Annotated in this window: 12 protein-coding genes; 2 read left to right on the forward strand and 10 right to left on the reverse strand. The window is 64.4% G+C overall.

The window, feature by feature from the left end; translation table 11 throughout:
• Positions 1–7: 7 nt before the first annotated feature.
• Complete coding sequence (gene scpA / locus HH302_RS07540) at positions 8–2,155, reverse strand: methylmalonyl-CoA mutase (RefSeq protein WP_172200881.1); 2,148 nt, start codon at positions 2,153–2,155, stop codon at positions 8–10.
• A 284-nt stretch (positions 2,156–2,439) separates the two neighbouring features.
• Here scpA and HH302_RS07545 point away from each other — a divergent pair, with 284 nt between their 5' ends.
• Entirely contained in the window at positions 2,440–3,111 is a 672-nt protein-coding gene (locus tag HH302_RS07545) for a GntR family transcriptional regulator (protein ID WP_371814620.1), read from the forward strand.
• A gap of 64 nt (positions 3,112–3,175) precedes the next feature.
• Here HH302_RS07545 and HH302_RS07550 read toward each other — a convergent pair whose 3' ends face one another.
• The 8 genes from HH302_RS07550 to HH302_RS07585 form a co-directional block, all read right to left on the reverse strand.
• Positions 3,176–4,642 (reverse strand): DcaP family trimeric outer membrane transporter, encoded by a 1,467-nt coding sequence (locus HH302_RS07550; protein ID WP_206255053.1) that lies wholly within the window; start codon positions 4,640–4,642, stop codon positions 3,176–3,178.
• A gap of 37 nt (positions 4,643–4,679) precedes the next feature.
• On the reverse strand, positions 4,680–5,411 hold the full coding sequence (locus HH302_RS07555; RefSeq protein WP_172202595.1) for an amino acid ABC transporter ATP-binding protein: 732 nt from the start codon (positions 5,409–5,411) through the stop codon (positions 4,680–4,682).
• A gap of 20 nt (positions 5,412–5,431) precedes the next feature.
• On the reverse strand, positions 5,432–6,187 hold the full coding sequence (locus tag HH302_RS07560) for an amino acid ABC transporter permease (RefSeq protein WP_172200887.1): 756 nt from the start codon (positions 6,185–6,187) through the stop codon (positions 5,432–5,434).
• Between the two features lie 71 nt (positions 6,188–6,258).
• Positions 6,259–7,026 carry an ABC transporter substrate-binding protein gene (locus HH302_RS07565; protein WP_172200890.1) on the reverse strand — a complete coding sequence of 256 codons (768 nt, stop codon included), beginning with the start codon at positions 7,024–7,026 and terminating at the stop codon, positions 6,259–6,261.
• 102 nt (positions 7,027–7,128) lie between these two features.
• Positions 7,129–7,938, reverse strand: coding sequence for a sulfite exporter TauE/SafE family protein (locus HH302_RS07570; protein ID WP_172200893.1), 810 nt, complete (start codon positions 7,936–7,938; stop codon positions 7,129–7,131).
• A 99-nt stretch (positions 7,939–8,037) separates the two neighbouring features.
• Positions 8,038–8,505 carry an EVE domain-containing protein gene (locus HH302_RS07575; RefSeq protein ID WP_172200916.1) on the reverse strand — a complete coding sequence of 156 codons (468 nt, stop codon included), beginning with the start codon at positions 8,503–8,505 and terminating at the stop codon, positions 8,038–8,040.
• 338 nt (positions 8,506–8,843) lie between these two features.
• Positions 8,844–9,143 carry a cell division protein ZapA gene (locus tag HH302_RS07580; protein ID WP_172200919.1) on the reverse strand — a complete coding sequence of 100 codons (300 nt, stop codon included), beginning with the start codon at positions 9,141–9,143 and terminating at the stop codon, positions 8,844–8,846.
• Positions 9,140–9,343, reverse strand: a complete 204-nt coding sequence (locus HH302_RS07585; protein WP_172200922.1) for a hypothetical protein — start codon at positions 9,341–9,343, stop codon at positions 9,140–9,142. Before HH302_RS07585 ends, HH302_RS07580 begins: the two co-directional genes overlap by 4 nt.
• A 127-nt stretch (positions 9,344–9,470) precedes the next feature.
• Between HH302_RS07585 and HH302_RS07590 the strand changes: the two genes are divergently transcribed.
• Entirely contained in the window at positions 9,471–10,406 is a 936-nt protein-coding gene (locus tag HH302_RS07590; RefSeq protein ID WP_172200925.1) for a cobalamin-binding protein, read from the forward strand.
• Here the strand turns inward: HH302_RS07590 and HH302_RS07595 are convergent, their stop codons facing one another.
• Positions 10,407–12,299, reverse strand: coding sequence for a M48 family metallopeptidase (locus HH302_RS07595; protein WP_172200928.1), 1,893 nt, complete (start codon positions 12,297–12,299; stop codon positions 10,407–10,409).
• Positions 12,300–12,302: the final 3 nt, after the last annotated feature.

Here is a 12,302-nt window from a genome sequence, read left to right on the forward strand (position 1 = left end):
CCTCTGCTCAGCCAAGCCGCTTGCGAATCTGCGCGAGCACCTCGCGCGCCGCAGCAGGGATCGGCGTGCCCGGCCCGAAGATGCCCGCCGCACCCGCGTTGTAGAGGAAGTCGTAGTCCTGCGCCGGGATCACGCCGCCCACGAAGACGACGATGTCGTCCGCGCCCTGCGCCTTCAATGCGCTGACGAGCTGCGGCACCAGCGTCTTGTGGCCGGCCGCGAGCGTAGACACGCCAATCGCGTGCACATCGTTCTCCACCGCATGGCGGGCGGCTTCGTCCGGCGTCTGGAAGAGCGGGCCGACGTCGACATCGAAGCCCATGTCCGCAAAGGCGGATGCCACCACCTTGGCCCCGCGGTCATGACCGTCCTGCCCGAGTTTGGCCACCATGATGCGCGGGCGACGCCCCTGCTCGGCGGCAAAGGTCTCGATCTCGCCCTTCAGCGATTGCCAGTCTTCCTGACCTTCCACGACGCCTCCGTACACCCCACTCACCGTTTGCGGATTGGCGCGGTGGCGGCCCCACACCTTTTCCAGCGCATCCGACACTTCACCCACCGTGGCGCGCGCGCGCACCGCGTCGATCGCCAGTGCAAGCAGATTGCCTTCGCCGGTTTCGGCACAGCGTGTCAGCGCATCGAGGCAGGCCTGCACGCGGCTTCCATCGCGACGCTCGCGAACCTGCTTGAGGCGAGCAATCTGCGATTCACGCACCGCAGTGTTGTCGATGTCGAGGATATCCACTGCATCCTGCTTCGCGAGCTTGTACTTGTTGACGCCGACGATCACGTCCTTGCCCGAGTCGATGCGGGCCTGCTTCTCGGCCGCGCACTTCTCGACCTGCAGCTTGGCCCAGCCGGACTCGACGGCCTTGGTCATGCCACCCATCTTCTCGATTTCTTCGATCAGCGCCCACGCCTTGTCGGCCATTTCCTGCGTGAGCGTCTCCATCATGTAGGAGCCGGCCCAGGGATCGACCACGTTACAGATGTGGGTCTCTTCCTGGATGATGATCTGCGTGTTGCGTGCAATGCGGGCCGAGAACTCGGTCGGCAGCGCAATCGCCTCATCGAGCGCGTTGGTGTGCAGCGACTGCGTGCCGCCGAACACCGCCGCCATCGCCTCGATGGTGGTGCGCACGACATTGTTGTACGGATCCTGCTCGGTGAGCGACCAGCCGGAAGTCTGGCTGTGGGTACGCAACATCATCGACTTCGCGCTCTTCGCGCCGAAGCCCTGCATGATCTTGTGCCACAGCAGCCGGCCGGCGCGCATCTTGGCGACTTCGAGATAGAAGTTCATGCCGACCGCCCAGAAGAAGGACAGGCGCCCGGCGAAGGCATCCACATCGAGCCCGCTCTTGATGCCGGTGCGCACGTACTCCATGCCGTCGGCCAGCGTGAAGGCCAGCTCGATCGCCTGGTTCGCCCCTGCCTCCTGGATGTGGTAGCCGGAGATCGAGATCGAGTTGAACTTCGGCATGTGCTGCGCGGTGTAGCCGAAGATGTCCGCAATGATCCGCATCGACGGCGTCGGCGGATAGATGTAGGTGTTGCGGACCATGAACTCCTTGAGGATGTCGTTCTGGATCGTGCCCGAAAGCTGATCCTGCGACACGCCCTGCTCTTCGGCCGCGACAACGTAGCCGGCGAGTACCGGCAGTACCGCACCGTTCATCGTCATCGACACGCTGATCTTGTCGAGCGGGATGCCGTCGAACAGGATCTTCATGTCTTCGACGGAATCAATCGCCACGCCGGCCTTGCCGACGTCACCCACCACGCGCGGGTGGTCGGAGTCGTAGCCACGGTGGGTCGCCAGATCGAAGGCCACCGACACGCCCTGCCCGCCGGCGGCGAGCGCCTTGCGGTAAAACGCGTTGGATTCTTCGGCGGTGGAGAAGCCGGCGTACTGGCGGATCGTCCAGGGCCGCGCGGCGTACATCGTAGGCTGCGGCCCCCGCACGAACGGCGCGAAGCCGGGCAAGGTATCGGTGTGCGGGAGATCGGCGATGTCGGCGCGCGTGTAGAGCGGCTTGACGGTAATGCCCTCGGGCGTGACCCAGTTGAGCTTGGCCAGATCGCCACCCGGTGCGGCCTTGACGGCGGCTGCCTGCCAGGCGGCCAGATCGGCGGACGTCTTGAATTCCGACATGCGAGACTCCCTTGCCCCGACGCCGAGTCGCACCGCCACACGAGCGGTCACAGACGCCGGGTGGAATAAAAGGGGCCGACCCGTGGGCCGGCCCGGGCCACCGTGTCACATTGCGGCGCCTCCCCCCAGACGCACCGCAATGTCGTCCGTCCTGCGATTTGGCTCACTCCCCCAAGCTCGCCGCAGACAATCCGCTGGATCGCCCGCTATCGCATTCCGGCTTGACAGCCCTCGGAAGCAATAATACGTTATCCATAATTATGAATACAAGAGGTCAACTAGAAGTGTTGCCAAAAGGTGACTCGCCGCAGCGGATTACCCGCTCCGCCCTCTTTGAAGAGGTCGCGGAACGGCTGCGGACACGCATCTTTGCGCACGATCTGCCGCCCGGCAGTTGGATCGACGAGCAGGCCATCACCGCCGAATACGGCATCTCCCGCACGCCTTTGCGGGAAGCACTCAAGGTGCTCGCCAGCGAAGGGCTGGTCACCTTGACGCCGGGCCGGGGCTGCAAGGTGACGCTTCTGACCGAGCAGGATCTGGACGAGATATTCCCGATCCTCGCGCTGCTCGAAGGCCGCTGCGCCTATGAAGCGGCATTGCGCATGGACGAGGCCGCCCACGCGCGGATCGATGCACTGCATGACGCACTGGAAGCGCACTTCGTCGCCAACAACATTGAAGCCTTCTTCGAGGTGAACCAGCAGTTCCATCTCGCGATCCAGGAAATCGCCGGCAACCGCTGGCTGACCCAACTCGTTCAGGACACGCGGCAGAAGCTCAAGCTGATGCGCTTCCACTCGCTGTTCCGCGAGGGGCGCCTGCAGGAATCACTCGAAGAACATCGCGCGATCGTTGCGGCGCTCCGTCAGCCGGACGCCGCCGCAGCCCAGGTGGCGATGGAGAACCACTTGCTGCAGGGGCGCCGCGCCATGGGGCGGCTCGGCTCCGCCTGAGGCGCGTCAACGCAAAACGGCCAGCACCAGGCTGGCCGTTGCACAGGCGCCGAAGCTACCCGACCTACTGGAAGTAGTACTTGCCCGAGAAGTTCAGGCGCGTCGCTTCGCCCTTCTCGCCATCGAGCGTCTGCCGACGCGCCCAGATGACTTCGGCACCGACATCCACCAGCTTCGGGAACGGGCTCCAGAACAAACCGGCGTGCCCCTGTTGCACGTTGCGGTTTACGCCGTACTGGCCGGAGCCAAGCCCCTGCGCCTTGGCAAAGTCGGTGTAGTCGTTGTCGAAGTTGCGCTGGTAGCCGTAAGCAAAGTTGTAGCGGATGCGGTCGCTCGGCTTGATCTGGTAGCCCAGCACCACGCCCAGTGCCTGCTCGGCCAGCACTTCGTTCACCGCGGGGTTGTAGATCGCGCCCTCGATGTAGTTGAAGTAGCGGCCGATACCGTTGCCACCGGTCACCGCAATCGTCAGGAAGTCGTCGCCGCGCGTCTTGATGAAGCTCGACGCAGCCAAACCATAGCCACGCTTCGAGGCATTGCCAAGCGCACCCTTCACCTCCATCTCATGCGTCACGCCGCGCGCGCTGATCGTGCCCCAGTCAAACGCCTTGTCGTAGCGCAGCACCAGATCCGGCATACGCGAGAAACCGTCCGCGGTCGCCACGCCGGTGTCGTCCAGCACATAGCTCACCGAGTTCTCCAGCGCCGCGGTGAAGTTGCCGATATCCGGCGTCACGTAGGTGTAGCGGATCATCGGCTGGCGGATGAAGGTCGCGCCAATCGGGCCGTTGAAGTCCACCGTCTCCGGCAGCGCATCGACGTCCATGAAGGTGGACCAGGTCTGACCGACCAGCCAGGAGCCGACTTGGCCGTAGGCATGGCGCAAGCGGAAGTTGTAGCTGTTGGTGCTCTGCTGGGTGTAGATCGTTTCGAGACTGCCGGTCACCGCCGAGTTGCCGGTGCGCGGATCGTTGTTGAAGTCGCCTTCGATCTTCACGTTGATCGGCCCGACCGGCGACGGCGTGGAGGCTTCCACACCGAGACGCGACGTACGCGCCGTCATGTAGGTCATGCCCTTGCGGTTGCTCTGGCCATCGAGCGGGATGTAAGGCGCAAACGTCGAGTAGTCGCTCGCGCCATTGTCCGGCCCGAAGTCGTGCACCAGGTTCAGCTCGGCCACGCCGTAGACATGGAACGAGGTCTCCTCGCCCGCGCGGCGGTAGGAGCCGGGGATGTCGCCCTTGACCACCGCCTCCTTGCCCTGCGCCTCAACCTGATCCGCGACATCCTTGATCGCGGCCGGCGAGGCGGCGGTCGCGGCGGCCTTGGCTTCCGCTGCCGTCGCGCCAGCAGCGGCGGTTGCGGCGTCACTCTTCTGCTGGGCGGCCTTCAGCGCCTGCACCTCGCGCTGCAGTTCCTGGATCTGGCGCTCAAGGCGCTCGATCACCTTTGCATCCGCGGCGGCGTGTGCCGGCACAGCGAGGGCCGCAGCCACGGCGGCAACCATTACGCGCAGTCTTGTTGTCGTCATCAGTGTTCTCCGTACTCGTGGTGTCGCCTCGCCCGCGTCATCCGGCGTGCTTGATCTGCGACAGGAAGGCCTGCGCGCGCGGATGGGTCGGTCGAGAGAAAAACTGCGCCGGATCGCCCTCTTCAACGATCCGCCCGCCATCAAAGAAGATCACGCGGTCGGCCACTTCGCGTGCAAAGCCCATCTCGTGCGTGACCACCAGCATCGTCATGCCGCTCTTGGCGAGATCACGCATCACCAGCAGCACTTCGTTGACCATCTCCGGGTCCAGTGCGCTGGTCGGCTCGTCGAACAGCATCACCTTGGGCTGCATCGCCAGCGCGCGCGCAATCGCCACACGCTGCTGCTGGCCGCCGGACAGTTGCGAGGGGTACTTGTGCGCATGCGCTGCCAGCCCCACGCGTTCAAGCAATTCGCGCGCGGTCTTCTCGGCCTGTTCGCGCTTCCACTTGCGCACCCGCTGCGGCGCGAGCGTGATGTTGTCCAGCACCGTCATGTGCGTGAACAGGTTGAAACTCTGGAACACCATGCCGACTTCGGCGCGCACGGCGTCGATGTGCTTCATGTCGTTGTCGAGCTCGATGCCGTCGACCACGATGCGGCCAGCGTCGTGCTCTTCCAGCCGGTTGATCGTGCGCAGCAGCGTCGATTTGCCGGAACCGGAGGGGCCAATGATGCAGACGACTTCGCCTTCCTTGAAGGACACCGACACCTCGTTGAGCGCGGTAAAACTGCCCCAGCGCTTGACGATCTTGTCGACCGAAATGATCACGTCACCCTTGCTCATGCTTAGCGCTTTCCGACAGCCAGCTTGCGCTCCAGCGCACCGGCGAATTGCGTGAAGGTCGTCGTCAGCGCGAGGTACACCGCCGCCACCGTGATGAAGACCGGGAAGGGCTGGAAGCTCGACGCCTGCACCCGGCTGCTGACCATCGAAAGCTCGACGACACCGATCGCATAGGCCAGCGACGAATCCTTCAACAACGCGATCAGGTTGCTCGCCAGCGGCGGCAGTGAAATCCGAACCGCCTGCGGCAAGGTCACATCAAGGAAGGTGTAGAACTTCGACAGCCCGAGCGAACGGGCGGCCTCGACCTGGCCCGTGGGCACCGCGTTGATGCCGGCCCGGATCGCCTCGGCGTTGTAGGCGCCGACGTTCATCGACAGCGCGATAACGGCTGTCCAGAATTCATTGAGCTGCAGTTTCGGCGAGATCTCCGGCAGCGCGAAATACACGAAGAGAATCTGCAGCAGCAGCGGCGTGCCGCGGATCACCCACACATAGAAATCGGCCAGCCAGCGCAGCGGCGGCAAGTGCGAGAGCTTTCCAAGTGCCGCCAGCACCCCGAGCACGAGCCCGGAAATGCCGGAGACCAGCGTGAGCTGGATCGTCATCAGCGCGCCGGCCGAAAACTGATCTGCCGCGGGCCCTACCGGGGCCGGCAGCATCGCGAGCGGCGCCGACATGAGCCACAGCAGCACACCGAGGCCCAGCACCGATCCGACCAGCACCAGCGAGTCGCGATCCTTCAATCTAGTGATCATTGAGTCGTTCTATCGAAACTGCGGGCCGCCGTGGCGGCCCGCACTGACTACGGGGGAATCTGCGCAGAAACTCAGTTCTGACAGGTAATGTCTTCCTTGAAGTACTTCTCGGAAATCTTCTTGAGCGTGCCGTCTGCCTTGAGTTCGGCAAGCGCCTTGTTGAGCTGGTCGCGCAACTCGTTGTTGCCCTTGCGCACGACGGTGGCGATGCGCTCGACGAACAGCAGTTCGCCCGTCTTGAGCCCAGCCGACGCGTTCTTTTCGACAGCCGACTTCGCCACGAAACGGTCTGTCACCCACGCATCAACACGGCCACTGATCAGCGCCTGCTGCGCATCGGTGTCTTTCGGGAAGGTCTTGACCTCCTTCGCGCCGGTCACTTTCTTCGCTGCATCGGCATAGGTCGTCGCAAGCTGCACGCCGATCACCTTGTTGGCGAGTTCGCTACCCTTGGTCGGGCCACCCGCCTTGGTAACGATCTGGCCACCCGAGCAGTAATGCGGATTCGTGAAGTCGACCGACTTCTGGCGCTCTTCGGTGATGCCATGGCTGGCGATCGCAGCGTCGAAGCGATCCTGGCGGATGCTGGCAATCAGCGCGTCAAACCCAAGCGCCCGCCATTCCACCTTGAGCCCCAGCTTGGCCGCCATCGCGTTCATCACATCGATCTCGTAGCCGGTCAGCGTGGAGCCCTGAAAGTAGTTGAAAGGCGCATACGCGCCCTCGCTGGCGACAACAATGCTGCCGGACTGCTTGATGGTCGCCCAATCGCGCGCCTGGGCGGGTAGCACCGCGCAGGCCAGGCCGAAGGCGACGGCGAGAGAATGGATCACACGCATCGTTTCGCTTCTCCGAAGGAGGGAAATAGGCGTCCCGGGCGGGACGATGTAAATGAGTTTAGGCAGCGCCCGGTGGCGAGTCCACAACAGGTGTCGGATGAATCAGACACTGAAGACCCCCCAGAGCATCTTGCCAGCCAGCAAGACCAGCACACCTGCGAAGGCGCGTTTAAGCGTGGCGACCGGCAAACGGTGGGCCAATCGCGCACCAAGCGGGGCCGTCAGCATCGAAGCAAAGATCAAGCAAACCAAGGCAGGCAGATAGATGTAGCCAAACGCCGCAGGCGGCAAACCCGACTGGCCCCAGCCGTTCCACAAGTAGCCCAGCGAGCCCGCAACGGCAATCGGAATGCCGACGGCCGCCGAAGTGCCGATCGCACGCTGCACCGGCACATTGCACCAGGTCAGGTAGGGCACGGTCATCGAGCCCCCGCCAATGGCGGCGAGCGCCGACACCATGCCGATTCCGGTACCGACGCCAGCCAGCCCGGCCCGCCCGGGCAAGCCACGCCGCGCAGCCGGTTTGAGGTTGAACATCATCTGCACCGCAACGAGCGTGATGAAACAGGCAAAGAACACCGCCAGGCCACGGGTGCTGACGCGCGCAGCAACCAAGGTGCCAAGCAGCGTGCCGAACACGATGCCGGGCGAAAACGCCTTCACCACGTCCCAGATCACTGCGCCGTGCGCATGGTGCGCACGCGTGCTGGACCACGCGGTAAAGATGATGGTCGCCATCGACGTACCGAGCGCCAGATGCAGCACATGCTCGTGCGGCACACCGGTCGCGCTGAAGATCATCACCAGCAGCGGCACCATGATCGCCCCGCCACCCAGGCCCAACAACCCGGCCATGAAGCCCGAGAAGAAGCCAAGCAGCACATAGGAGAGCCACCACGCGTCAGGCGTCATTCAGCGGTCCCAGACCATGAAAAGCCCCAGATCATATGCAACTGTGCGGACGGCGTCTGTCCGTAGTGATGCGTAAATGCCTCTACATCGATCCAGCAATCAAGCACTGCCGATCAACTGTTCGGTGATGTAGCGCCACTCCGCCGGATCAACCGGCGTGATCGACAGACGGCTTGCCTTCTGCAACACGCGCATCTGCTCAAGCGCAGCATGGCGACGCAACTCGGCCAACGCGATGAGCGGCGTCTTGCGCACGAAGCGCACGTCGACGTTAAGCCAGCGCGGATTCTCATGGCTCGATTTCGCATCGAAGAAGCGGCTCGACGCGTCGAATTGCGTGGCGTCGGGGTAGGCACGGCGCGCCACTTCGACGATCCCCGCGATGCCCGGCTCGGCGCAGGACGAGTGATAGAAGAAGGCCAGATCGCCAAGCTGCATCTGGTCGCGCATGAAATTGCGCGCCTGGTAATTCCGAACGCCATACCAGGCAACTGTCTGACCCGGCATTGCCGCGAGGTCGTCGATCGAGCAATCGTCCGGCTCGGACTTCATCAGCCAATAGCGCATTAGACCCCCACAAACGCAAAGGGCGCGAAGCTCAGCTTCGCGCCCTGCACAATGGGATCCCCCGCCTGTGCCGTTCGGATCGGCATCCTGAACCTGGGTTCAGGTCGGTCGCGTTCCAGCCGCATCAGGTGCGCCCCGAAGGGTGCTCACAACAGCGGTTTGTAGGTCGGCGACCAAGTCGCGTAGACATTGGTCCAAGGAATCTACGACCCAAACGAACACCGCAGGGGAAAACCGTTCCGGGCCGCTTTCGCGCCCCGCGGCGCCTGTCTCCAGACCCCGTGAAACCTGTATTGCCGCGCCTTGCGGCGCACGACGCCAGTTGAACTGCAGAAGGCTCAGAAGAGCTTTTCCTGCTGGGCGAGCGCTGCGTCGATCCGCTCTCCCATGGCTGTCATTCTACGCCGGTATCCCGGCAGATCCAATCCGGCGCCGCTCTGTAATTGCACAAGTTCATGCGCAATGTTGATCGCGGTCATCACTGCGAGCGTATCGGACGACGCCTTGGTGCGCGCATCGAACTCACGCATCTTCGCATCCACCAACGCAACCGCCGCGAGGAACGAATCGCGCTCTTCGGGCTTCACGGAAACGCTGTATTCGCGCCCCAATACGGAGAAATCGACGCTCTCGGTCACGACACCGCTCCATCCGGAATCATCGCAAGCACGGACTCGATCCGGCTCGTCGCAACCTCCACCTTGGCCTTGAGGCGCTGGTTGTCGGCTTCCAGCGTGACAACCCGTTCGCGCAGCGACAGGTTGTCGGCGCGCAGCGTCTGCATCTGGCGAACCAGCGTATCGAGCTTGGCTTCGAGAGCCGAGAGTTCCTGTTCCATGCGACCGATCTTAGGAGTCGTCGGCGACCCGGTCAAGCGCGCAGCATCACACAGGCGTGTCACACTTTGGCAGATGCCATGACAGTAGAATCAGGGGCTTGCAATTTGCCCATGAAGCACGCCCGCCATGCAAACTTTCAGCCCCTTCCGCCTGCATCGTGCATTGATCCGGCGCAAGCACCTCGCGTCATCGATGGTGCTCGCGTTGATGCCGGTCGCGGCGCTGGCTGCAAACGTGAGCGTGCTGGACGACACCGGCGCGCGCGTCACGCTCAATGCCCCGGCGCAACGCATCGTCAGCCTTGCTCCGCACGCAACCGAGCTGCTGTTCGCGGCCGGCGCCGGCGCGCGTGTCGTCGCCGCAACGGAATACAGTGACTACCCCGCCGCTGCGGCGAAACTGCCGCGTGTGGGCGGCTACCACGCGCTCGACCTTGAACGAATCGTCGCCCTCAAACCGGATCTGGTCGTTGGCTGGGCGTCGGGCAATCCGGCAGCGCAGCTTGAACGCCTCAAGCGCATGGGCGTGCCGGTCTTCCTCAGTGAGCCGCGACGTTTCGATACGATTGCCAGCGATCTTGAGCGCATCGGCGTGCTGACAGGGAACGACGGTGAAGCAAAAGCCGCCGCGAAAGGCCTGCGCGAAGGCATCGAGACGCTGCGCCAGCGCTACGCATCACGTAAGCCGGTGCGGGTGTTCTACCAGGTGTGGTCCGATCCGTTGCAGACGCTCAATGGCAAGCACATGGTCAGCGATGTGTTGAGCTTGTGCGGCGGGCGCAACGTCTTTGCCGAACTTGACCCGATCGCGCCGACAGTGACGCGCGAAGCGGTGCTCAAAGCCGCGCCCGAGGCGATTCTGACCGGCCGCGAGCCCGCCACTGACCAGGGCTCACTCGACGCATGGCGCGCATGGAAAGCGCTGCCAGCGGTGGCGCTTGGAAACCTGTTCTACGTGGACGGCGACCACCTGAACCGAGCCGGTCCGCGCATTCTCGCCGGGGCGCAGGAAGTGTGTGCCGTTCTCGATCAGGCGCGCGAGCGGCTCGCCGGCAAACGCTGATCAGATGCGCACCGCGCCATCCTTGCGCGAGAAGAAGCGAGCCCCGCGCACTTCGCACAGGATGGCCTCGTCGCCGCTGTCGACCGGCACCGTGAGCACGCGCCACAAGCCCGGAATCGTGATGCCCGCTTCGATCTCCTGCGCCACGTCGGCGATGGCACCGAGGGCGTGGTGCTCGACGCACAGCACGAGGATGTAGGCACGCCAGCGCGGCGCCAACTCGCAACGCCGCCGCACCACATAGGCGCGACGCACCGGATCGTGGCGCCGGATATCCCGCACCAGCGCACGCAGCTCATGCATCTCGAGCCCCGGCGGCAATGAACGCAGCGCTTCGAGCGGCGCATCCAGCGCCGCCTGCACGAGCTGCGCCTGGCGCAGCAGCTTGCCGAGGCGCTTGCGATACGGACGCGCTGCCGCGCCGATACCGCTGCTCTCGTAATGTTCGATCAGCAGGGCGGCAGCTTGCAGGCCCACCGCATCGTCCTCGCCGATCGCGCGGCGCAGGTAGGCCACGCCCGTCGGATCGCCACGCCCAAGCAGCAAGCGCCCCATTGCGAGCAACGCATCCGGGCGTCCGGGCGCCTGCGGCATCAGTTCCCGGTACACCGAGAGCGGGTCACGATCGCCTGCATAGCGCTCGACCAGCAATGCAAGTTCAAGCCGCTCGGAGACGCCCAGTTGGGCGCCCTCGGACTCGAGCTTCGCGATCTTGTCGAGCGCGCGGGTCACTTCCCAGTGGCGTTTGCGCCAGCTGCGCTGCTGCCCTTGCCACCACTGCTGATCGAGTTCGCCAGCGAGCCGCCCAACCGACTCGCCAAGGAAGCGCCGCGCCGCGCTGTCCGACCCAACGCCCTCACTCGGCACCGCGAGGCCCAGCGCATGCACCCGCGTGCGCAGGCTCGGGTGTGTGCTCAACCGCGATTCGTCGCTCTGCTCATGCGACAGCGCTTCGAACCATTCGGCGAATGCCTCGCGGTCGAAGCCCGCACGCAGCGCCGCCGCCATATGGCGATAGGGCAGGATCGACGGCCGTTCGGAGTGGTTCGCCTGCGCGTAGACCTTGGCCCAGTAGTCGTCGGCCAGGAAGCGGTGCTTCAGCGCAATCTCGGCCAGCGCTTCGCCAAGCCGCTTGGCGCCGACAACCTCTGCGGCACAGGCGTCCGCCTCCAGTTCATCGAGGTGCGACAGCACCAGCGATTCGGCGCAATACAAGGGTGTCTCGATTTCCGTGATGAGCGAGAACGCCGGTTGCAGCGGACTCGCCACCGCCTCCATGTTTTCAAGCACCTGGTGCCACAAGGCGCGCAGGTAACAACCGATGCCACCCAGCGCGATGCGCTGGCGCCGCAGATGGCCAAACTCATGTGCGAGAACGGCGACGAACTGGCGCGGTGAGGTCGCCAGCGTCAGCGGCAGCCCCATCACCAGCGTGTTGCGCATCGGCACGCCGATCCAGCGGTTCGGCCGCTGCGTGATCGCTGCGTTCAGCTCGCCGGTGATGCACACCGAGTGAATCGGCGGCGTACCGAAGCGGCGGCGCAGGCGTTCGAGCAAATCGAACAGCGCGGGCGCTTCGTCTGGCCCGAGCGCGAGGCCATCGGGCGCCGGAAAGCGGCCACGCAGCATGCGCGACACCAGCATCAGCAGATGCAGCGCAGGAATCGCCAGCAAGCCGCGCAGGAAACACAGCACCGGCTCTTCCTGAAAGCCACCATCGAACAGTGGTGACAGGGCCCAGCCGATCATCAGCACCGCCGCAACGCCAAGCAGTACGACAAACCCCACCCCGGTCGCCGCCCGCATCGTGACGAGGAAGCGGAACCAGCGCGGATAGCGCAAAGCGCGCCGCCGGGCGCGGTCGAAGAGGCGTTCGAAGTCCTGTTCAAGCATGGG

The organism is Niveibacterium sp. COAC-50 (assembly GCF_013184235.1).
Taxonomy (GTDB): domain Bacteria; phylum Pseudomonadota; class Gammaproteobacteria; order Burkholderiales; family Rhodocyclaceae; genus Niveibacterium; species Niveibacterium microcysteis.

Bases quoted from the DNA above. Each gene is read 5' to 3' on its own strand.
- HH302_RS07595 (WP_172200928.1), bottom strand. From the start codon at position 12,299: ATGCTTGAACAGGACTTCGAACGCCTCTTCGACCGCGCCCGGCGGCGC.
- HH302_RS07570 (WP_172200893.1), bottom strand. From the start codon at position 7,938: ATGACGCCTGACGCGTGGTGGCTCTCCTATGTGCTGCTTGGCTTCTTC.
- HH302_RS07575 (WP_172200916.1), bottom strand. From the start codon at position 8,505: ATGCGCTATTGGCTGATGAAGTCCGAGCCGGACGATTGCTCGATCGAC.
- HH302_RS07565 (WP_172200890.1), bottom strand. From the start codon at position 7,026: ATGCGTGTGATCCATTCTCTCGCCGTCGCCTTCGGCCTGGCCTGCGCG.
- HH302_RS07585 (WP_172200922.1), bottom strand. From the start codon at position 9,343: ATGGAACAGGAACTCTCGGCTCTCGAAGCCAAGCTCGATACGCTGGTT.
- HH302_RS07550 (WP_206255053.1), bottom strand. From the start codon at position 4,642: ATGACGACAACAAGACTGCGCGTAATGGTTGCCGCCGTGGCTGCGGCC.
- HH302_RS07560 (WP_172200887.1), bottom strand. From the start codon at position 6,187: ATGATCACTAGATTGAAGGATCGCGACTCGCTGGTGCTGGTCGGATCG.
- scpA (WP_172200881.1), bottom strand. From the start codon at position 2,155: ATGTCGGAATTCAAGACGTCCGCCGATCTGGCCGCCTGGCAGGCAGCC.
- HH302_RS07590 (WP_172200925.1), top strand. From the start codon at position 9,471: ATGCAAACTTTCAGCCCCTTCCGCCTGCATCGTGCATTGATCCGGCGC.